Raw genomic sequence first — 21,349 nt, 5'->3', positions numbered from 1 at the left:
CACAACTCCTTAACGCTGAGACATAGTCGTTGGTAAATACGTCACCAGTTCAGGGAACAACGTGACCAGTACAATGGCAAAGCCAATTAATAGGAAAAATGGCAAGGCAGCACGCGCTACATACAAAATATTCTTACCAGTTAGTGCTTGAATCACGAATAAGTTGAAGCCTACTGGCGGGGTGATTTGAGACATTTCCACAACAAATACGATGAAGATACCGAACCAAAGTAGATCAATCCCTGCCGCTTCGACCATCGGTAAAACCACTGCTACTGTTAACACCACTACGGAGATGCCATCTAAGAAACAGCCAAGCACCATAAAGAAAACCGTTAGATACAAGATCAAAAGCATCGGGGAAAGATTTAGCTCAGCAATCCATTCAGCTAGAGATTTAGGAATGCCAAGAAAACCCATCGCAACAGTTAGAAAATGCGCGCCTACAAGGATAAAGGTAATCATACAGGCACTTTTCACAGCACCGAGTAGACTCTCCTTAAAGCTATCAATGCTTAAGGCACCTGTTAACGCGGCTAACGCCAAAGCCCCTGTTACACCAAGCGCTGCGGCTTCCGTTGGTGTTGTTAAACCACCATATATTGACCCCAAAACGAAGCCAATCAGCCCCATCACAGGAAAGAGTCGACGAATGGCAACAATTTTTTGTTTAAGCGTCAAAGACACGGTTGTTTTCGCTGGCAGTTCATCTTTGTTTAATCGTGCCCAAATCATGGTGTAGCCCATGAATAAAGCCATCAGTAGCAAACCAGGAATAGCCCCTGCGACAAACAATCGAGCGATAGACACTTCGGCTGCCACCCCATAAACAATTAAGATAATGGATGGTGGTATCAGCAGCCCAAGTGTACCCGAACCCGCTAAGGTGCCAATCGCCATACGATCGTTGTAACCTTGCTTTTTTAACTCTGGCAATGTCATACGGCCAATGGTGGCGGCTGTCGCAGCAGAGCTTCCTGACACAGCAGCGAAGATGCCACAGCTTAAGATGTTTACGTGTAGTAACTTGCCTGGAACACTGCCAAGCCATGGAGACAAGCCTTCAAATAGATCAGTCGAAAGCCTCGTTCGAAACAGGATTTCTCCCATCCAAATAAACAAGGGTAACGCCGTAAGTGACCACGCCGTACTGGCTCCCCAAGAAGAGGTACTAAATAGCAAATCAACTTGATAGTTGCCTGAGAGCACTAAGCCAATCCCGCCAATGGCGATTAAGGTAAACGACACCCAAACTCCTAAGGCGAGCATGGCAATCATCGCCAGAGCTAACACAACTGAAATCAGTGTTAAATCCATCTTAGCCTTCCCCTAGTTCGTCTTCATATTTCATGTAATCAGGCACTTGTCCGTTTAGGGATTGCCACAATGCATCACATGTAGCCAATAGCAATGCACTTGCCCCAAGAGCTACGGGCACTTGTGGAATCCAAAGCGGCACAGGTACATAGCCATAAGAGACTTCTTCATAAATGTAAGACTCATACACCATAAAACAGCAGGCATAAGCGATCGCTGCACTCAGTAAGACAGCAAGTACTAATACGCCTCGTTCTTGCCACTGTCGTGCTATTCGGCCAAACCGTTGAATGACAAGGGTGACCCTAATATGCCCACCTTCACGAAAGGTATAAGCCAAGCCAAAAAATGTAGAAGCGGCCAAAGCGAACCCTGCAAAATCCTCTGCTGAAGGAACAATGAAGCCGAACATCCGACCGATGATTTGCAGCAGTAATAAAATCGTAATGGCGACAATACAGGCGCCAGAAAGCCAACCAGAGAGCTGGTAGACCTTGGTTTTCAAAGAAGTCATAACGCCTCCTAGAAAGGTCGCTGCGCCAAGTAAATTAGCGCAGCGAAGATGGAGGTTAAGGCTGGTATCGCTCTAGGATTTTGCTGATAGTGGCAGGATCTTCGGCTTCCCATTCAGAGGCCATCGTAGCACCAATTTCTTTCAGTTCTTTCACAAAGGTCTCAGTAGGCTCTGACACCGTCATACCATTATCTTTTAGGATTTGCGTGTCACTTTCACCACGCAATACAACACGCTTCCAGCCTTCGGCTTCTACATGTTGCGCCGCATCCATAATGATTTTTTGAGTATCTTTATCCAAGCGAGCAAAGGCACGCTTATTAACAATCACGATGTTTTTCGGAATCCATGCTTTGATATCTGTGTAATAGCTCACATAATCCCAAGCTTGCGTATCAGCACCTGTCGATGGTGACGTAACCATAGCTTGAATGATTCCTGTGCTAAATGCTTGAGGAACATCTGGCACTTGTACTGTGGTCGGAACTGTTCCCATTAAATCAGCAAGACGTGAAGTCGATGGACTGTTTGTGCGCATCTTTTCACCTTTAAGATCCGCCAAGTCTGAAACTGGCATTTTGGTGTACAGACTTTGGGCTGGCCAAGCGACCGTATACAGAAGCTGCATACCACTTTTTGCCAGCTTTTCCTCGACTGCAGGTTTAGCGGCCTCCCATAAGGATTTAGCATCAGGGTAGGTGGAGGCTAAGAAAGGGATATTATCGTGTTTGAAAACAGGGTCCTCATTACCCATGATCGCCATAAAAATTTCCCCCATTTGAACTTGCCCTGTACGAACAGAACGAGGGATCTCTAAGTGCTTAACAAGCGAGCCGCCCGAGTGAACGGTAATGTCTAAATCACCACCGGTTTTTTCTTTCACTTCTTCAGCAAATTCATAGGCAAGTTGCGTAGATAAGTTGCCATCACCATAGGGCGTTGGCATATGCCATGTGGTTGCAAAAACAGAGGTTGCGAGCAGGCTACTGGCAATTAGAGTGTATTTTAATGGTTTCATGAGCGTTCCTATTTTCGTTTTTTAGTATGGTTATTTTGACTTTCGTCATTGTGATTACTAAAAACTAAAACAGTTGATACACAAAAATCTAACTAATATTTTTTTATAAAACTCAAAAAATATTTATATATTTACTCGACAATTGCCAGTTTTGTCTGTGCCTGATTAACGAAGACTTTGGTTAGGTTTTGCAGGGTCGTTGAGCGGATAGAAGCATGTTGCCAGTACAGTGGAACATCGACCGTGAAACTTGGATGAATCATGGTTACTTTCCCATCGGCAAGCGCCTGCTGAATCATACATTCAGGCACCATACACCAACCAAGGTGCAGTGCTGCGGCTTCAACAAAGCCAGTTGAGGTAGGAATGTAGTGCGTTGGTGGGTACAAATCATGCCCCACTACTTGCTGAATAAAGCGATTTTGTAGCTCATCTTTACGGCTAAACACCAACATTGGCGCCTTGGTTAAACTCTCAAGGTTTAAGCCTTCGGCAAAGAAGCGCTGCTTAAATTCCGGCGATGCAATGGCGTGATAACGCATGGTGCCTAGCGCATGGATATCGCACCCTTGGATGGCTTTGGTTTCGGATGTCACAGCGCCTACTGCACTGCCATTTCGCAATAAGCTGAGTGAGTGGTCTTGATCATCTACGATGACATCAAATAAGTAACCAAACTCCTGATTTAAGGTGGCCAACGCTGGCAATACCCAAGTTTCTAACGAATCATCATTAACTGCGATGGCCAGTCGTCGATGCACAGCGTTGGGCTGTTCAAGCTGAAAGTCTTCATAAGCTTCTGTTTCTAGTGCCAACATGGGCTTTACTTTTCGCAGCAATTTTTCCCCTGCTTCTGTCGGTCGACAAGGTAATTGTCGAACGATGAGCACTTGTCCTAAACGGTCTTCTAATGCTTTGACCCGTTGTGAAATGGCGGATGGCGTCACCGATAAACGTTGCGCCGCCCCATCAAAACTCGCTTCTTCAATCACTGCTGCGAACGCCGCAAGTTGGGGATGTATCAAGCTCATGCGAATAGCCTTCAGATAAGTTTTTCTTAACTATACCTAGAATTATTAATTTTACTAACTTTCAATTTTCTCAGATCATGAGCCTATTCAATATCTAACCATTCACTGGATTATTAAATGTTACTGACAGCTTTAATTGCAGGTTTTACCACAGGCGCGGGACTTATCATTGCCATCGGCTCCCAAAACGCTTTTGTACTTAGGCAAGGTTTGATGCGCAACCACATTGGCATCATTGTCGCGATAACATCTATAAGCGATATTTTGCTGATCACATTGGGCGTGGCAGGCACTGGTTTACTGGTTAAAGAGTGGCCTAAACTGATGCAAGTGCTGCAATTTGGCGGAGCTGCATTCCTTGCGTTTTATGGGGTACAAGCCGCTAAGCGTGCTTGGTCGGGTGCTGGCGCTCTCAATGCCGACGATGCGGCCAACCATAATTCTTTGAAAAAAGCAGTGCTAACCTGCTTGGCGTTTACCTTCCTAAACCCCCACGTGTACCTTGATACCATGGTTTTACTGGGCAGTATTTCCACCCATTATCCAGGGCTGGGGCAACTAGCGTTTGGTATCGGCGCCTGCCTAGCCAGCGTGGCTTGGTTTATGTCATTAGGTTATGGATCACAACTTTTAATCCCCGTATTTAACAACCCAAATGCGTGGCGTGTACTGGACGCCATCATCGCAGTGTTTATGCTGACACTAAGTACTTTGATGTTGATGGGACCGTTGGCTTAAATAAAATTGGGGCAGCTTTGCCCCAATTGGTCTAACAAATACAGCTGGTCATTTTCACTAATGAGTATTTACAAACTAGGTTTAAATATCAGCTCAAGCAATCTCGATATGTCTTGTCGATGCTCTAAATTAAGCAACTCTTCAAGTAATGCATCACGGTGCTCTTCTGTAAGAACACTTTTAGTGTTTATATAAAATTTATCGAGGAAATCACTTTCCGACATTGGCGTTTCAGGGTCACCTTTTGCTTGAGTAATAGGACTCAAGAACGTTTCTCCTGTTTTCAGACGAATCTCTACACGAGACAAGATTTCGCTTGGAAACCTTTGTGAAAGCTCTTTTGATTCCACTATCTCTACTCTTTTCGCAAGAGCCAAGACGTTTTCATCGACAAGGAACTCATCCGTTAGCTGCTCAGGTCCGAATTTGCCAGCATGCACCATCGCAGCAACAGGATAAGCAAGCCCATACTCGGCTTCATCTCGGTTTTTAGGGGTATAACCTTGTAGCCTAGTCGATTCGTGGAAGGTTTCAATTCTTATGGTTTCAATAGCATTGCCACAGATCTCGGGCTGATCATTCAGAAGCCTCTCAATAGCAGTTAAGGCAGGCTGAGCCCAGCGACATACTGGCCAAGGCTTGTAATACTGATTGTCAATTTCCCAGCTTTGACCAAGACATTGCCAGTATTTAAGTGATTGCTCGAACTTCAATGTTTCTGCAGGAGCGCCCGTTATACCAGCCTGAGCCAAATATAAAGCATTAATGCCTGAATATGCGCCTGCGCTGTGGGCATCTCTTAACATAGTTGGGTAGTCTACCACTCTCATCATCGGGCACCTCGGTGAAAAGTACTCAGCGATACCAAGCGCATGCTCGATAACTTCTGGGTTACAAGACATCATTCTTCCACCAGCAAGCACCACACCAATACCTGAAAAGGCACCCGAGGCAGGGTAATACGGTGTTGATTCAATCAATGAGACGCCTGCTCTAAGGGAAGTCTCATATCCTATTGCTAATAGGCTAAGGAACTCATGGCCACTTATTTTATGACCAGCATCTTTATACGCATCCGCTAGAATCAGTAGGCTTGGGACAACTGTCGCGCCAGCGTGCCCTTTTGACAAAAAGTGTCCCTCATGACCATCAAGACTGTCTGCACCAAACCCACCAACCCATGCTGCACCAAGTGTTGAAACAGATGCCCCATTAAAAAACAGACGTGTTGTGTCAGCTGGAGTTCCACAGAAATGCTTCAAAGCAAAATCTTGAGCTGCTTTGACGGTCGAATTACGTGATGTTGCAGCAAGGATCCCAACAATATCCAGTAGCGAATGCTTTACTCTTTTAGCAGTTAATTCTGGCATCTCATTGAATTGAACAGCATCAACAAAATTAAATATATTCTTCATAACAAGCCTCCCTATAAAGCTTGTTAATTAATACATTTAAATATTCACACTCAAGATATATTTTTGTTTTTAATATTTCCAATACCTATTCTAATAATCATTAAATACCTCATGTTATCAATGATTACATGTTTTCAAATACCCCCTATAAAAAGTCATTTTGATGTTGTCGTTTACATTTCTAAAATGCAATGGATCGCAGAGAAAGAATCGTTCCATTAATAAGCCAGTCTAAATAAATACTATGGAACATTGGTTTGGGTCCCCTTTACCCGATTGCATTACAACAGTATTTATTACGGAGTGAACCAATGAATAGCGCAGAATCAACACTAGAATTAGTAAAGCAACGCAAACCTAGGCATGCTCTAAGCAGGGAGCTGTACACTAACGAAGACGTTTTCGCTGAGGATTTAAACCAGATCTGGCACAAGGAGTGGATATTCGCTGGCCACACCTTTGAAATAGAAAAGCCTGGTGAGTACTTTACACTACAAGTTGGACACTATCCTGTAGTAGTTGTTCGAGATGATCAAGGAATCGTCAGAGCATTTCATAACGCTTGCAGACATCGAGGTTCTCGTATTTGTCAAAATGACAAAGGCAAGAACGCAAAGTTAGTATGTCCTTATCACAAATGGACATTTGGACTAGATGGCAACCTTTTATTTGCAGGTAACATGGGGGCTGAATTTAATCCAAAAGAACATGGCTTAATGCCGGTAAACTGCGAGATTGTGAATAGCTACATCTATATCTGTGTTGCCGATGAAGCGCCTAACTTCGCACCATTTAGAGATGCTGTGACGCCTTTCATCGAGCCTCACTTTTTAGACAACTGCAAGGTAGCCTATGAATCTAATTTGGTCGAAAAAGGCAATTGGAAGTTAGTGTTCGAAAACAATCGTGAATGTTATCACTGCGATGGCAGTCACCCAGAATTACTGAATTCATTTGTTGAGAACCTATCTGTAGCAGGCGTTGGCGGAGAGGAAGATCCTGAACTTACCGAACATTGGAATAAATGTGAGGCCGCAGGCCTACCAAGCCGTTTGGTTATGGGAGAAACAGGCAATTATCGTATGACGCGCATCCCACTTTCAGCCAAAGCTGTAAGTTACACCATGTCCGGAAAGCCCGCTGTCAATGGTCGTCTTGATAAGTCTGGTGTCGAGGACATCGGTGCGCTTCTTTACTTCCTTTACCCATCAACTTGGAACCACTTTTTGGGCGATCATGCATTGAGCTTTAGAGTACTTCCTCTTAGCTCGGGGGAAACGTTAGTCACCACTAAATGGCTAGTACCGAAAGATGCTCAAGAAGGCGTTGACTACGATTTGGACAATTTAACCAAAGTGTGGCTTGCAACAAACGATCAAGACCGCCAGCTTGTTGAAGAGACATTCCGCGGTGTTCAATCTCCTGCATACCGCCCAGGCCCGTTCTCAGAGATAGCCGAGAATGGTGTATGCCAGTTTGTTGATTGGTACTGCGATACGATGAAAGAACGCTTATCAAAATAATCGCACCAACACTCTTTAAAGCGACCTCCGGGTCGCTTTTTTCGTCTACAGGAAGTTATTAAATTGAAAGCTATCATTCTCTTAATAACTAAAACTCAGCCTATTTAAAAATAAAACAGTGAATTTAAGTCTAAAACTGCAGGGATATATTGAACTCAAAGTGAAATACAACACATGACATAAATATGTCTTTCAATAAGCGAGATTAACGATGAAGTTTAAAGGTATCTATACTCCTGTTATTACTCCATTCCACGAAAATGGAGAGATTAATTTTGATGCTTTCGCAGAGCATGTTAACTACCTAAGCGACAATGGCATCCATGGTTTAATGATTGGCGGTACAACTGGAGAATATTATGTTGAAAGCCATCAGGAGCGTATTGAATTATTAAAAACTGCGAAAGAAGTGGTTGGTAATAAAACTTCTATCATTTTTGGTACTGGCTCAATAGACCCAGCTGCATCCATTGCACTAGCTGAAGACGGTGCAAAGCATGGAGCAGACGTCTTACTTGTTGCGACTCCACCTTACTCGTTGCCCACACAAAGAGAATTAGCACTGCATGCCCTAACGATAGATCGCTCAGCAAACCTACCGATCATGCTTTACAACTACCCTGATCGAATGGGCGTTAACATGGAAAGTGAGTTTTTAGACCGTGTTGGTCAGTCTAAAAATTTCTGTGGTATCAAAGAAAGCTCTGGCGACATCAACCGTTTACACATGCTGATGCGCGACTACCCACATATCCAAGCATCCTGTGGCATGGATGACCAAGCGCTCGAGTTTTTTGCTTGGGGAGCACAAAGCTGGGTCTGTGCAGGATCTAACTTCCTTCCTAAAGAACACATTGCTCTGTTTGAAGCATGCGTCGTCAACAATGACTTCAATACTGGTCGCAAAATCATGTCCGCGATGATGCCGCTAATGCATGTACTTGAGCAAGGTGGAAAATTCATTCAGAGCGTTAAACATGGCGTTAGTTTAGACGGGCGCAATGCCGGTACGGTACGCAAGCCTTTACGCGGTTTAAATGAATCTGATAAGCGCCAATTAGCACAAGTTATCAAGACATTGAAAACCACAATCGCCAACATCACCGCAGACACTTCAGCAGCAAAAGCACCTGCTAAAAAAGGAGATAAATAATGTCTAACATTTTGACACTTCAAGAATACGAAGCCATCGCAGCGTCTTTAACATTCCCTTCTATGAGCTTCATTGATGGTGCTTTTCGTCCGGCAAAATCAGGTAAAACATTTGCAACGACCAATCCAGCAACAGGTCAGCACCTAACGGACATCGCGGCGTGTGGGCCAGAAGATGTGGATTTCGCTGTTGCAAAAGCCCGCCAAGCCTTTGACGATGGACGCTGGAGCAAGCTTCACCCTAACGAGCGCAAGGAGATTTTGATCAACCTTTCAAAGCTCGTGAAGCGTAATCGCCATGAGCTTGCTGTGATGGAAAGCCTTGATTCAGGCAAACCCATCAGCGACTGCGAAAATATCGATGTCGACGAGTTTATTCACCTTATGAATTGGCACGCTGAACTGGGTGACAAGATCTATGACCAAACTGCTCCGGTTGGACCTGATGCAGTGTCCATGATCGTACGTGAGCCAGTTGGCGTCGTTGGTGCGGTTCTACCTTGGAACTTCCCGTTACTTATGTTGGTTTGGAAAATTGCGCCAGCTTTAGCGGCTGGTTGCACTATGGTGGTTAAACCGGCTGCACAAACATCACTCACAGCATTACGCATAGCAGAATTAGCTGCTGAAGCAGGTTTACCGAAAGGCGTCTTAAATATCGTCACAGGCAGTGGTGCTGAAGTCGGCGAGCCGATTGGTCTTCATCAAGACGTTGATATGGTGACTTTCACAGGTTCTACTTCGACCGGTCGCCGTTTCTTACGATACTCAGCTGATTCAAACATGAAGAAAGTGGTTTTAGAACTGGGCGGCAAGAACCCTTGCATTGTTTTAGACGATGCAGAAGACATTGATTACGTCGCACAACAGGTCTGTGCCGCAGCATTTTGGAATATGGGCGAAAACTGCTCAGCAGGGTCACGTCTTATTGTTCAATCTGGCATCAAAGACAAGCTTCTTGAGCGTGTGAAAGTTCATGCTCGTAGCTGGAAAGTTGGCAACCCGCTTGACCCACAAAATGCATTAGGCGCCATGGTTGATAAAGGCCATTTTAGTAAAGTAGAAAGCTACCTAACAAAAGGCAAAGAAGCTGGATACACGCTTGTAACGGGTGGAGAAAGCATTGATGGCACGTACATCCAACCCACCATTTTTGATGGTGTTCAAAACAGCGATGAGCTAGCACAAGACGAGATCTTTGGTCCGATTCTTTCTGTCATTACCGTTAACAGCTTTGATGAAGCGTTGAGCGTTGCCAATGACACAGATTACGGCTTAGCGGCTTCCGTTTTTACGGCCAACACGAAAAAAGCACTACGCGCTGCACAAGCCATTAAAGCGGGAACGGTAACAGTCAACTGCTTCGGTGAAGGCGATGCGACCACACCGTTTGGTGGTTACAAACAATCAGGCTTTGGTGGCCGTGACAACTCCATTCACGCGCATGATCAATACACTGAACTTAAGACCATTTGGATCGACCTAAACGACACGACCGTTGACGGTTCTATCGATTAATCTTTGCCGCACAATGCAATCAAACCATCTCTACTCTCGGTTTCCTAACTGATTGGTTTGATTGCATTTTCCAGGATGCTTTTATGACGACAATTCAAATCAAACGTCTGCCTAAAGACCCAGGTCCCGCTGCTTGGAATAGCATTATTCAATCGGAACCAGCCTACCCTAGTTTAGACCATTCCATTCAAACAGATTGGCTTATCGTGGGCGGAGGTTTTGCTGGTTTGGCTGCTGCAAGACGACTGGCACAACTACTTCCAGAAAGTGAACGAATCGTTTTGCTAGAGGCTAAACGATTTGCTGAAGGGCCTGCCGGTCGAAATAGCGGTTTTATGATCGACTTACCACATGAGTTAAATTCAGACACCTACGCCAGTGATAGCCATGAACACGATTTTAAGCAAATTCGCTTGAATCGACATGCCATTCAATTCGCAGCGGACATGGCAAAAGAATACGCCATGCCAGAGCAAGTGTTTCGACAATCTGGAAAAATCACGGCCGCTTCAACCGCAAAAGGTCAAAAGCATATTGCTACTTATTGCCAACATTTAGCGCATATTGGTGAGCCGTTTACGCTTAAAAATGCGACAGAAATGCAGCAGCTGACCGGGAGCGAATTCTATACTCAAGGTATCCGCACCGAAGGCGGTGCCATGATACAGCCTGCCGCATTTATTAGAATGTCGGCAAAAGGCTTAAGTGAGCGCGTTCAATTATTTGAAAACTCTCCAGCTATTGAACTGCACAGGGGGCAGTCTAGTCACACAGTCAAAACCCCAAGCGGAAAAGTAGAAACGAAAAACATCATCTTAGCCGTTAATGGGCACATCCAGTCATTTGGCTTCTTTCCCAAACAATTGCTGCATGTATTTACTTACGCCTCTATCACGAGTCCCCTGACTTCAAGCGAGCTAAAACGACTCGGAGGCACTTCTGATTGGGGGATATTACCCGCTGATCCGATGGGCACAACAGTTAGAAAAATATCTAACTTTTCAGGCAGTGGGGATCGCATCATCATCCGCAACCTTGCCACGCTCAATCAAAATCTTGAAGCACCAAGCACAGACTTAAAGCGTGCTGCAGCCATGCAAGATCATTCATTTCAAGAACGCTTTCCAATGCTTAACGGAGTTGAAATGGAGCACCGCTGGGGCGGACGACTGTGTTTGTCACTTAACTCTGTTTCAGCTTTTGGAGAAGTCGAGCCACGGATCTGGTCTGCCTGTTGCCAAAACGGGCTTGGGACAGTGAAAGGTACGCTTTCCGGCATGATGGCCGCAGAACAAGCTGTACTAGGAACATCTGACCTACTTCTGGATTTCCTTGCCCAAGAACAACCCAAGCGATTGCCCCCTGAGCCGTTTTTATCAGCAGGCGCTAACCTCACCATGCGCTGGAAACAGTGGTTAGCAGGAAAAGAGTTGTAACCGTCTTGTGACGGACGTTTTCACATTTAGGAGTCAACATGACTGAATTTAACACCTCTGATTTCATGAACCCCATGAAAACTCAAATCTGGAGCAACGGTCGCCACTTAGTTCGCTGCGTCAAAGTTATCCCTGAAACACATGATGTCACAACGTTCACATTTAGCATGAACGAACCGGTCATGTTCTTTTTCAAACCTGGCCAGTTTGTCACATTGGAGCTAGAAATTGCTGGTGAACGAGTCATGCGTTCCTACACAATTTCCAGTTCACCCTCAATTCCGTATAGCTTTTCCATTACTGTCAAAAGGGTTCCAGGCGGCATGGTCTCCAACTGGCTACATGATCACTTAAAATCGGGTGATCAAGTAGCTGTTCACGGCCCAGTCGGAAACTTTAACTGTATGGATTTCCCCGCCGAGAAAGTCTTGCTGCTATCAGGTGGGGTGGGCATAACACCGGTAATGTCCATGGCGCGCTGGTGGTTCAACACTGACTCCGAAGTTGATATGGTTTTTGCGCACAGTGCACGTTCACCAAGGGATATTATCTATGCCAAAGAGCTGGAATACATGTCCACGCGTATTGATAATTTCAAAATGCATTTGATTTGTGAGCAAACCAATATTGGCGAATCTTGGGCTGGTTATAGAGGCTACCTAAACAAGCACATGCTCAGTTTTATTGCCCCTGACTTTCAGGAACGGGAAGTCTTTTGCTGTGGCCCTGAGCCTTACATGAAAGCAGTGCGAACATTACTGGAAGAATCCGGTTTTGATATGAAACGTTATCATGAGGAGTCGTTTGGAGAAACGCCTATTAAGGATGTTAAGCAGGCGGAAATTCACGCTGATCAAGCCGAAGCTGAGGAGCCCAAGGCATTGGTCACACTGCGCATCCCTGAACAGGATATTGTTCATTCCGTGGAACTGGGATCGACATTAAATGAAGCCGCAGCAGAAGCCGGCGTCAATATCTCCAAAGCTTGTGGCTTAGGTATCTGTGGCGCTTGTCGTGTCAAAGTCGTCAACGGTGAATTCGATATGAATCACAATGGTGGCATCACCGATGAAGAAGTTGCTCAAGGTTACGTGCTTTCATGCTGTACCCGAGTTAAAAGCGACATTGAACTCGAAATCTGATTCAATTCCCCATCAGCAAATCAGCTTGATTCTCTAGCTGGTTTGCTGCATAGCTATAAATAACTTCTAATAAAATAGTTAGGCCAGATAATCATGGCTTAAGGAACACTTTTGAAACACACATCTCAATCCCCAAAACATCTAACCGAGCGCTACAAAACGGACTATGTGGCAGGACAAGACAACCTACAGTTAAGTATTGGCAAGGTGAGCGCCGACATACATTTCTCAGTATTTAGTCTAACAGCTGTTTTCGTTTTAGCGTTGGTCGCTTTTTCTCTTCTGTTCACGAATCTCGCAGCCGACATATTCGGTACTCTAAGACCGTGGCTAACCACTCAATTTGATTGGGTCTTTGCTTTAAGCATGAACATCTTTGTAGTGTTCTGTTTAGGGATTGCGATTTCACCATACGGCAAAGTACGCATTGGCGGCATCAGTGCTCGTCCAAGTTACTCATATTTAAGTTGGTTTTCCATGCTGTTTGCAGCCGGAATGGGCATCGGCCTCGTATTCTATGGTGTACTTGAGCCCATGCAGCATACGCTGTTTGCGCCATTAGGAGAGCAAGGGTTATTACGCTCTGATGGCAGTATGAATCCAGATATTTCCAGTCAAAAAGCGATAGAGCTTGGCATGGCAGCGACATTGTTTCACTGGGGTATTCATCCCTGGGCGGCCTATGCTGTCGTCTCATTAGGGCTAGGGATATTTTGTTATAACAAGGGGTTACCGCTAACCGTTCGATCTGCCTTTTATCCTATTTTAGGTGAACGTGTTTGGGGTTGGCCCGGACACTGCATTGATGCATTCGCAGCGCTCGCAACCTTGGCAGGGTTAGCAACGTCCCTCGGATTCGGAGCGACTCAAGCCGCAGCTGGATTACAGTTTATATTTGGTATCCAAGCTAACACCCAACTTATGGTTGCGATCATTTTAGTGGTGACTGGGATTGCCATGTATTCCGTTTATCGTGGTTTAGATGGTGGCGTTAAGCGCTTATCGGAAATTAACATGCTGATGGCATTGGTACTCTTCTTATTTGTGGTATTTCTTGGCAGTACGACCGAGATTTTAGCCACACTTTGGCTCGAACTTCGAGGCTACGTAGTTGAGTTGCCCGCTCTTTCAAACTGGGTGAACCGTGAAGACACCGGCTATTTTCATGGCTGGACTACTCTTTATTGGGCATGGTGGATTGCATGGTCTCCATTTGTCGGAATGTTCATCGCCCGTATTTCCGTAGGACGTACAGTGCGTGAGTTTGTTCTATGCATGTTACTCGTACCAACTTTAGTCAGTGCTATCTGGATGGCTGGATTTGGAGGAAATGCTATTGCGCAATTGCTGTCAGGTTATACCGATGTTCAACAAACTCTTTTAGATTGGACGCCTGAGCTGTCTCTTTTTGTCATGTTACAGCCACTGCCCCTATCAGAAATAACGTCTGTACTAGGCATTATCCTAGTTCTTGTTTTCTTTATTACATCCTCAGACTCTGGCTCACTTGTCGTGGATACTATATGTGCTGGTGGTATACAACAGACACCCGTTGCTCAACGCATGTTCTGGTGTTTATTTGAAGGGTTAATCGCTATCGCATTATTAATTGGCGGAGGACTAGGCTCGTTACAAGCCTTAGCCATTGCAACAGGTTTTCCATTTGCATTGCTCTGTGTCTTAATGTGCTACTCCATTTTCCGCGGTTTACAGAGCGAACCCTATCGCTAAAAATACGTAGGGAGGCTCATCACCTCCCTCGCTTCTTTAAGTACTGCCTTCATCCAAATCAGACTAAGCAATCTTTTCCTCTTTTAAGTGCTCATAACTCTCTACGAATCGACGGTATTTATGCTCACCACACTTATATGCGGCATACTTACTTGGGTTATCTTCTGAAACACATGTTGCAACTGGTTCCACCACAGCGTCAAAATCCATATCCATAAAAAATGGGTATGAATAACGCTCTTTGCCGCTGATATTAATAACCCTGTGATAAGTAGATACATAGCGATCGTTAGTATAGGTCTGCACTAAATCACCGATGTTAACGATAAAGCTACCTTCAATCGGCGGAGCGCTGATCCACTCACCTGAGCGATTTTTAACTTGTAAGCCACCCACATCATCCTGCGACAAGATCGTTAGAAAGCCGTAGTCAGTATGTTCACCAATACCGATCTTTTCCCGAGTAATACTGCCTTCTTGAGGCGGGTAATGCAGAATCCGTTGAATGCTAATTGGGTGCTTTTGCTTGTTGTAAAAGTAATCGTGTGGAAGCCCCAAACTCAATGAAATAGCACCTATGAGCTTGTTCGCCAGTTCAACCATCGCCTGATGGTAGGCTTCCATTGTGTCTTTGAACTCTGGCCAGTTTTCAGGCATCTGATTAGGACCAAAGAAAGGTGAGATATCGGATTCATCCTCCGCCAAGTCAAAACATTCCTTAAAATCTTTGGTATGTTCTGGATCGACATTTTCACCAAACATCGGTATATAGCCTCTCAACGTTTGGCCACTGTTTACAATATTAAGCTTCTGTTTCTCTTCAAAAGGCAGATTAAAGAAGCGCTCGGTCATATCCTTTACACGCTTGATTAAGTCTTTATCAACGCCATGGTTTACGATATATAAAAAACCCAAGCTTTCGCATACACGGCCTATTTCATCCGCGACACCTTGTTTATCAGTACCATCGATCAGTTTACTAATATCGATAACTGGGATACTTTCGATATCGGTTTCTGTTGCTTTTAAATAGCTGTGAACATCAGCACTCATGTTTCTCTCCTGTGATTTATTATCCACAGCTATTATTTTTCAATCAGACATTTTACGATCTAGAAAAAACGAAAAATCTTATAACGATTTCGAATTTCTTAAATGGGAAGGATAAAATCCATATTTATCTTTAAAACATTTCCCCATATAACTATGGGTTGAAAAACCGCAAGCATTTGCCACATCGGCTAACGGAATCCTAGTCTCATCTACTAGTTTATACACGTGCTCTAATCGAATGCTTAAATACTTTTTATTGGGTGTCATACCTAGATGCTTTTTAAAAACCACTTCTAGAGTTCTGACCGAACAACCAATTCTCTTACATAAGGTTTCAATGCTGTAAGGTTCTTCGATATTTTTATCCATCACTTCAATAGCAGCCCCCAATAATGGGGATTTCAAACGAAGATAAAGGTAAGCATTGCTGATATTAATTTCTTCCAGTGTTCTTATTCGGTCTGCTTGAAATTGAAATGAAGAGACCTCTTTCATTAATTCAGAACCATATAAGCTACCGACTATATACAACATCATATCTAAGGCAGTGGTCCCGCCTTTACAAGTAAATATATTCGCACTGACTGTATATAGGTTTTCTTGTAATCCAATCGATGGATAGAGCTCTTTGAAAATACTCTGATGTTCCTCTGTGATAGTACAAGTACTATTCTTGAGTAGTCCTGCTTTGGCTAAAAGAAAACTAGAGCTGGATAATGACGCAATCTGACCACCTCTATTCACATGTTTTTTTAACAGTTTAAATAAGCTTTCATCTTCGTAAGTTGATACATTTTTATAAGCACACAGACAGATAAGGTCTACCTCTTCGGTCTCACTAAAGTGCTTTTCAGTGAGAACCGATACATGATTGGCGCTTAAAACAACTTTCTGCTCTGGGTCTTTCGCACCACTAAAAACAGCACAGGTAAAGATTGAATCATTGGCGACATAATTCGCAGAATTTAAAGTATCCAAGGCCAAAGAGAACGATGTCATCGCAAAGCCTGGCAATAAAATAATAGCTACCTTTGTTGTCATAACTACACTCCTAAAGATGACAACGAATGAAAAAGCTGGCTTGAAGCCAGCTTATGCTAATACACCTGAATACTTGAGGCTATCAGTGTGTCGCGATTGAAACATCCGGGAGCGTTCGTTGTAGATTTTCCATCAGCCAAGTACGAAATTGGACAAAGGCAGGGTTGCCCTCAAACTTCTCGGGATAACTTAGGTAATGGCATTTTTCAGTAAAGGTGAGCGCTTGCTCTGTCATTCGAACTAGCTTCCCTTCTGCCACTAATTTATCTACCAAGTGATGCCATCCCAAACAAACACCCTGCCCCGCCGTCGCCATTTGAATCAGCATACAGTAGTCATTCGCACTGAAATACTTCTCCACCCTTTCTTCTGAGTCGTTCACACCGAAAGACTTTAGCCATACATTCCAATCTACATGCTCTGCGACTTGATCTCGCCCATAAGGCGTCAAGTCTAACAAGTCCATTTCTAACAAGCTTTCAACATCGTTGGTGTCGTTATGCTGCGCTAAATACTCAGGTGAGCAGACTGGATAAATCACATCGTAAAACAGTGGAATGGATTTATAGCCATCTCGTGGGTCGTACACTTTACTAATGTAGACATCTGGATTTGCCCCAGAAACTGACTGATGATCATGTATCAGATGACTGGTAGAAATAACGCTAATATGTACATCTGGCGCTTGATTGAAGAAGTCTTTTAAGTAAGGCGTTAGCCAAAAGGAAGTAAATGCTGGAGTACAGCATATGCTTAGTTCTTGTTTTTCAGGCGCCACTTTTTGAATCCGTTGAGCCGCCTGAGAAATATTCATGAATGATAAGTACGCAGCGTCATAAAATTTTGTTCCCGCATCGGTTAGCGATACGGTTCTTCCTGAACGCTGAAAAAGTTCAACACCTAGTGAAAACTCAAGTTCTCTTATTTGTCGGCTGATGGCCGCTTGCGTCACACACAAGGACTCAGCTGCACGAGTGAAATTTTGGTATTTTGCCGCTGCGACGAATGATTTCACTGCTCTAAGTGAAGGCATTTTCACAAGGGTTTGATCGGGTTCCATTTGCTTGACCATGATATTCGTACTCTCTCGATGTGGAATAAGATGGCTCATCAGAAGGTGGTAAAAATACAAGGTGTTATTGTTAGACTGGCAAATCACCTCATTGATAAGCTGAAGTCATTATTTGCTTCAACCAAATGTTAGCGATACCAAAAAAACGAAGAGTTTTTGCAATTTTTGTTGGTTTGTAAGAATTTTTTAACAAAATTGAATTAAAACGATCGGTAATTTCGTTTAGTAAATGAGAAGTCAGCAAGCTTTTGCCGACTCCTCAAGTGTCATTTTATTGCTTTGACAGACCTTTAGCTGTTGCCACCCAACTATCAAACAATTCTTGGTGACTTGCAATCCACTCCGCCGCATGACGTTTTATGTCCGCTTCAGAATTTTCGCCATTTCGCATCTTTAAGTTTTGTACACTTTCATCCGTGGTACTGATCTGCACCTGCGCTAATAGGGCCATCGCAGCAGGGTTTTCTAGCCCAAAGTCGCGATTCACGACAGACATAACCTCATCGACAGCAAAACCAAGGTTTTTATCTTTGTAAGTAGTGATCACGTCATTGTTTCCATCAGGCATGTCTGTAAATGGCACACTAAGCCAAGTAACATCTTCACCTTCTTTAAGAACACCTGATACCCATTGCGGTACCCAGGTGTAATAAAGCACTGGTTCACCATCGTTATAACGCGCAATCGTGTCCGCCATTAATGCAAAGTAGGAGCCTCGGTTGTGAGTAACCGTATCCGTTAATCCATAGGCTTCTAAATGGTGATCTATCATTAGCTCGCACCCCCAACCAGGGTTACAACCCGTTAAGTCCGCTTTGCCATCACCATTGCTATCAAAAAGCTTCGCGATCTCAGGCTTTTTGAAGTCTTCCAGATTGGTAATGTTATATTCCTCTGCCGTTTTCTTATCAATTAAATAGCCCTGAAGCACACCCGGCATCATAGCACCCACTTTCATCATGGTGTCATCGCCACCCGCTTTTTGATAAAACGTGTCGTGCAGCTTGTCCCATAAATGCACGGAGAAATCCGCGTCACCGTAGCTTAACGCTAACATCATGGTTGCGTATTCTGATTCTTTGGGCTCTTGAACATCGTATCCAAGCGCTTCAAGGCCTGCTATTGCAATCTCACCACGAAAGCGCTCCTCTGCTATCGAAGGAAAAATTGGCGTGATTTCTACACCTTCTCCTGGTAACGCTTCAGCGGAGAGTTGAGTCGACACTAAACCGATTGACGAAGCTAAAGTGACCGATGCGAATTGCTTAACAAATTTATTTGTGAAGTTCATACGTTTTCCTTTTGATGGTTTTCGTTATTCTTGTGTTGCTTTTTTAAACGATTGAGAACGCTTTGATTTACCGGATGAGAACAGAGACCGAACGAAGCCAATTGGACCCACTTCGTACCAATTCACCGCTCCACTTGCACTAGAGCTTTGCCCCATCGCCTGAGTCAGTCGGTCTAAGAAGATTGCCAACAGCACAAGGCCTAAACCGCCGACGGTTGCCAAGCCCATGTCTAAACGACCGATACCACGGAGTACCATTTGCCCAAGGCCTTCCACAGAAATCATCGAAGCAATAACGACCATCGACAGAGAAAGCATTAGTGTCTGGTTAACACCCGCCATAATGGTGGGCGTAGCAAGTGGTAATTGGACTTTGAAAAGCATTTGTTGTGGCGTACAACCAAACGCTCTGGCTGCCTCAATTTTGTCGGCTGGAATCTGACGAATACCTAAATTGGTTAAGCGCACTAACGGCGGTAATGCAAAGATGATCGTCACCAAAACACCTGGGACATTCCCTATACCAAATAGCATCACCACAGGCACGAGATACACAAAAGCAGGCAGTGTTTGCATGGCATCCAACACTGGACGAATGCCTTTTTCCAATCGATCATAACGTGCGCTTAAAATGCCCAGAGGGACACCGACAACGACGCAGAAAAACAGTGAAGTGATGACCAGAGATAACGTCACCATTGACTGCTCCCAAACCCCAATCAGACCTAGCAGAGTCAGGGTGATCGCACAGAAAAGCCCCATTCTTGGGCCTGCGACCTGCCAACCAAATAGTGCCGATAACAAGATACCAATCAACGGTGGAATGAAATTTAGAGTACCTTCGACTAGATCAAGTATCTGATCGATAGGCCATCTCGCTGCACGAAACACGTCACGAAAGTTTTGCACTAAATAATTAAGAATACTCTCCACCCAATCTCCGACTGGAATGGTGAACATTTGAAAAGGGTCTAAAAAACTTACTTCAAACATAATGGTTTTACCTTTTATCAATTCGCGTAGAGGGAGTTAGTTATTCGCTAATGAAGCGAGCACTGTGTCTTTAGACAAAATGCCCTTATAAACACCCCGATCATCTAAAACGGGAACTGGATAAGGAGATTCAGAAACCATTGAAATGGACTCTTTTAGAGACGTTGATCCATTTAACGTGAATTGATTAGGTAAGCACTTGCCTTTGAGGGACTCTAAAGACCAATCTTCGACCGATCCGATTGGCACAACACCTAGGAACTTTTGGTCATCATCGAGTAGATAGACAAACTCTTGCTGAGCATCAGACGCTTGAGAAGCAGCATCGTAAGATTTTGACCACGTCATGGCATCAGACGTTGCGATGTCTCGTATTTTGATGGTTTTTGCTGAATCCACACCTTTAAAGAAAGATGCAACATAATCATCCGCAGGGTTGTTCATAATTTCATCAGGCGTGCCTATTTGAACAATCCGCCCTCCTTCCATGATGGCAATGCGATCACCAATGCGTATCGCCTCATCTAAATCATGGGAAATGAACACTATGGTACGTTCTTGTTCTTTTTGCAGACGAATCAACTCGCCTTGCATTTCATAACGAATCAGAGGGTCTAATGCAGAAAAGGCTTCATCCATAAGCAAAATAGTTGGATCATTGGCCAGCGCCCTAGCCAGTCCAACTCGTTGCTGCATACCGCCAGAGAGTTGATCTGGACGACTGGATGCGTAGTTAGCCAAGCCAACTTGGTCTAACGCTTCAATCGCACGTTCATGACGAGTTTTCTTGTCTACTCCCGATACTTCAAGACCAAACGCCGCGTTATCAATCACCGACATGTGGGGCATCAGGGCAAAAGACTGAAATACCATGCTCATGTCACGGCGACGAACATTAAGTAAGTCTTTATCTTTGAGATTGGTAATGGTCTGACCTTTTAACTTGATAGAACCTGAGCTGGGTTCAATCAATCGATTCAAAAGGCGAACTAAGGTGGACTTACCTGAACCAGACAAACCCATAATGACAAATATCTCACCACGTTTGACCGTAAAACTTGCATCAAATACACCAACGTTTTGACCCGTTTCACTGAGGACTTGCTCTTTCGTGGCACCTTTATGCAACATCTCCATAGCCTTATCAGGAGAATCTCCAAAGACCTTGAAAACATTACTAACCTCTAAGATTTCTTGACCTTTACTCATATGTTCCTCGTAGCATTTTTGATCACTTTACTCGCGATCATTCGTTATTCTGTTGGTCATTAATTGACTAACATCTACGTTAAAAACTTTATGAGAGTGCGTCCAATCACAATTTATCGGTCAAATCTATAACCAAATATCATCAAATTACTTTC

At 44.1% G+C, this 21,349-nt stretch carries 18 protein-coding genes; 7 read left to right on the top strand and 11 right to left on the bottom strand.

The genetic code is table 11. From position 1 onward, the window contains the following. Positions 1–9: 9 nt before the first annotated feature. The 4 genes from JHD44_RS16895 to JHD44_RS16880 form a co-directional block, all read right to left on the bottom strand. On the bottom strand, positions 10–1,317 hold the full coding sequence (locus JHD44_RS16895; RefSeq protein WP_199463940.1) for a TRAP transporter large permease: 1,308 nt from the start codon (positions 1,315–1,317) through the stop codon (positions 10–12). 1 nt (position 1,318) lies between these two features. Then, positions 1,319–1,831 (bottom strand): TRAP transporter small permease, encoded by a 513-nt coding sequence (locus JHD44_RS16890; RefSeq protein ID WP_199463939.1) that lies wholly within the window; start codon positions 1,829–1,831, stop codon positions 1,319–1,321. 55 nt (positions 1,832–1,886) lie between these two features. Continuing rightward, on the bottom strand, positions 1,887–2,849 hold the full coding sequence (locus JHD44_RS16885) for a TRAP transporter substrate-binding protein (RefSeq protein WP_199463938.1): 963 nt from the start codon (positions 2,847–2,849) through the stop codon (positions 1,887–1,889). A gap of 131 nt (positions 2,850–2,980) precedes the next feature. Next, positions 2,981–3,880 carry a LysR family transcriptional regulator ArgP gene (locus JHD44_RS16880; RefSeq protein WP_199463937.1) on the bottom strand — a complete coding sequence of 300 codons (900 nt, stop codon included), beginning with the start codon at positions 3,878–3,880 and terminating at the stop codon, positions 2,981–2,983. Positions 3,881–3,997: 117 nt separating this feature from the next. Between JHD44_RS16880 and JHD44_RS16875 the strand changes: the two genes are divergently transcribed. After that, positions 3,998–4,618, top strand: a complete 621-nt coding sequence (locus tag JHD44_RS16875) for a LysE/ArgO family amino acid transporter (RefSeq protein WP_199463936.1) — start codon at positions 3,998–4,000, stop codon at positions 4,616–4,618. Between the two features lie 68 nt (positions 4,619–4,686). Here the strand turns inward: JHD44_RS16875 and JHD44_RS16870 are convergent, their stop codons facing one another. Further along, entirely contained in the window at positions 4,687–6,033 is a 1,347-nt protein-coding gene (locus tag JHD44_RS16870; protein ID WP_199463935.1) for an MmgE/PrpD family protein, read from the bottom strand. A gap of 311 nt (positions 6,034–6,344) precedes the next feature. On the opposite strand from JHD44_RS16870, the gene JHD44_RS16865 reads away from it, so the two are divergent. The 6 genes from JHD44_RS16865 to JHD44_RS16840 all read left to right on the top strand — a co-directional run bounded on the left by JHD44_RS16865 (position 6,345) and on the right by JHD44_RS16840 (position 14,535). Then, complete coding sequence (locus JHD44_RS16865) at positions 6,345–7,556, top strand: aromatic ring-hydroxylating oxygenase subunit alpha (RefSeq protein ID WP_199463934.1); 1,212 nt, start codon at positions 6,345–6,347, stop codon at positions 7,554–7,556. A gap of 211 nt (positions 7,557–7,767) precedes the next feature. Further along, entirely contained in the window at positions 7,768–8,709 is a 942-nt protein-coding gene (locus tag JHD44_RS16860) for a dihydrodipicolinate synthase family protein (RefSeq protein WP_199463933.1), read from the top strand. Continuing rightward, positions 8,709–10,226: an aldehyde dehydrogenase gene (locus JHD44_RS16855; protein WP_199463932.1), complete on the top strand. Its 1,518-nt coding sequence runs from the start codon at positions 8,709–8,711 to the stop codon at positions 10,224–10,226. Before JHD44_RS16860 ends, JHD44_RS16855 begins: the two co-directional genes overlap by 1 nt. Before the next feature lie 83 nt (positions 10,227–10,309). After that, complete coding sequence (locus tag JHD44_RS16850; protein ID WP_199463931.1) at positions 10,310–11,662, top strand: NAD(P)/FAD-dependent oxidoreductase; 1,353 nt, start codon at positions 10,310–10,312, stop codon at positions 11,660–11,662. A 38-nt stretch (positions 11,663–11,700) separates the two neighbouring features. Continuing rightward, positions 11,701–12,804, top strand: coding sequence for a hybrid-cluster NAD(P)-dependent oxidoreductase (locus JHD44_RS16845; protein WP_199463930.1), 1,104 nt, complete (start codon positions 11,701–11,703; stop codon positions 12,802–12,804). A 111-nt stretch (positions 12,805–12,915) separates the two neighbouring features. Then, a complete protein-coding gene (locus JHD44_RS16840; RefSeq protein WP_199463929.1) occupies positions 12,916–14,535 on the top strand; it encodes a BCCT family transporter in 1,620 nt (539 codons plus the stop codon). 63 nt (positions 14,536–14,598) lie between these two features. Here JHD44_RS16840 and JHD44_RS16835 read toward each other — a convergent pair whose 3' ends face one another. The 6 genes from JHD44_RS16835 to proV form a co-directional block, all read right to left on the bottom strand. After that, positions 14,599–15,588: an isopenicillin N synthase family dioxygenase gene (locus JHD44_RS16835; RefSeq protein ID WP_199463928.1), complete on the bottom strand. Its 990-nt coding sequence runs from the start codon at positions 15,586–15,588 to the stop codon at positions 14,599–14,601. Positions 15,589–15,666: 78 nt separating this feature from the next. Next, on the bottom strand, positions 15,667–16,629 hold the full coding sequence (locus tag JHD44_RS16830; protein ID WP_199463927.1) for a GlxA family transcriptional regulator: 963 nt from the start codon (positions 16,627–16,629) through the stop codon (positions 15,667–15,669). An 82-nt stretch (positions 16,630–16,711) separates the two neighbouring features. Next, entirely contained in the window at positions 16,712–17,689 is a 978-nt protein-coding gene (locus JHD44_RS16825; RefSeq protein ID WP_233402259.1) for a LysR family transcriptional regulator, read from the bottom strand. Between the two features lie 283 nt (positions 17,690–17,972). Beyond that, on the bottom strand, positions 17,973–18,992 hold the full coding sequence (proX, locus tag JHD44_RS16820) for a glycine betaine/L-proline ABC transporter substrate-binding protein ProX (protein ID WP_199463925.1): 1,020 nt from the start codon (positions 18,990–18,992) through the stop codon (positions 17,973–17,975). Between the two features lie 24 nt (positions 18,993–19,016). After that, a complete protein-coding gene (gene proW / locus JHD44_RS16815) occupies positions 19,017–19,985 on the bottom strand; it encodes a glycine betaine/L-proline ABC transporter permease ProW (protein ID WP_199463924.1) in 969 nt (322 codons plus the stop codon). Positions 19,986–20,021: 36 nt separating this feature from the next. After that, a complete protein-coding gene (gene proV, locus JHD44_RS16810) occupies positions 20,022–21,194 on the bottom strand; it encodes a glycine betaine/L-proline ABC transporter ATP-binding protein ProV (RefSeq protein WP_199463923.1) in 1,173 nt (390 codons plus the stop codon). Between the last annotated feature and the right edge of the window lie 155 nt (positions 21,195–21,349).

Origin of the sequence: Marinomonas ostreistagni, from assembly GCF_016461785.1 — a bacterium.
Taxonomy (GTDB): domain Bacteria; phylum Pseudomonadota; class Gammaproteobacteria; order Pseudomonadales; family Marinomonadaceae; genus Marinomonas; species Marinomonas ostreistagni_A.
This window is presented reverse-complemented; position numbering and strand designations above follow the sequence as displayed.